Source organism: Metabacillus rhizolycopersici, from assembly GCF_020075705.1.
The window spans coordinates 1-1,240 of the sequence record NZ_JAIQUM010000216.1; the positions used below are offsets into that span (position 1 = coordinate 1).

At 40.6% G+C, this 1,240-nt stretch carries 2 protein-coding genes; both read left to right on the plus strand.

Translation table 11 applies throughout. The features are described from left to right. A partial coding sequence (locus K9V48_RS30225) for a DnaD domain-containing protein (protein ID WP_224142322.1) occupies window positions 1-313 on the plus strand: 313 nt, incomplete at its 5' end. Beyond that, window positions 313-1,240 (plus strand): DnaB-like helicase C-terminal domain-containing protein (locus K9V48_RS30230; protein WP_224142323.1); only part of this gene is annotated, 928 nt, incomplete at its 3' end. The genes K9V48_RS30225 and K9V48_RS30230, both read left to right, overlap by 1 nt.

Genomic DNA, 1,240 nt, shown 5'->3' on the forward strand with positions numbered 1-1,240 from the left:
ATTTGGCTTTTCAAATGTGAATGCGAAACAGCAGCTGCTATCTTGGTTAGATGATTCTAGTTTTCTACAGCCGAAGGAAGTCATCTTAAAAGCCATGACGATTGCCTGTGCCAATAACAAGCGAAAGTTGAACTATGTTGTTGGGATTCTGAAAAACTGGGAAAATGAATCTTTACTGACCGTTGAAGAAATTGATTCTTATCAAGAAAACCAAAAGCCTGTAACAAAGTATAGGCAATCAACCGAATCGATTCCTGCTGGAAGAGCGATTCCAAGAGGATTTGAACTTGATCTAACGGCAGGTGAAGAGTGATGAGTATTGCTGAAAAAGCGTTCTTAGGAAGCTTGATGAAGGCAGAGTACCTCCTCAAGGATACCGTTATTCAACCTGAACAACTGGAAAGTACACGGCATAAAGAATTAATGCGAAGAATGGTGGAATTAAACCGAGCTGGTAAGAATGTTGATTTAATTTCGCTGACAACCTTACCTGACCTCGAATCATTTGGCGGAATGTCTTACCTTTCGGAGCTGTTATCGTATGCGGATCTTGAGAAATTTGAAGGAATAGAGAAGCTCATTCTTGATCTTTGGAAGGAACGGGAAAAGAGAAACATTTTAACAATTGCGGCCATGAATGATTGGGAGATTGCTAGGGTCATTGCTGAATTGGATAAAATTAACCAAATGAAGATGGATGATCATACGTCCATCCAACAAGCGTTGTCAGATATCTATGAGACACCCTGGGAAGATCAAAAAATCTTAAAAAGTGCAACAACGGGGATCAAAAAGCTCGACGAAGTGACAGGAGGATTTCAGGATGGAGAAGTGACGATTCTAGCGGCAAGACCATCGATGGGAAAAACCGACGTCATGCTCCATTTCGCAAAAATGTCGGGTTGGGCTGGTTATTTGCCCCTCATCTTTTCCTTGGAAATGCCTGAAAAGCTGATAACCAGTCGATTAATTGCTTCGACAGGGGGCTTTAACCGTACAAAAATGCGGGATCCGAAAAAATTGTTAAATGAAAGTCAAAAGAATAAATGGTCGGATGTGATTGGTGATCTCAATGAAACTCATATGCAAGTTTTTGATGGTGCTGGACAAACGGTTGCTGAGATGAGAGCGAAAACGCGAAAATTGATGAATCAATTTCCAAACAAAAAACCGATTCTTTTTATCGATTACTTAACACTCATCCGTTCTGGTGAACTTTACGGAGGAAATTCCCATTTAC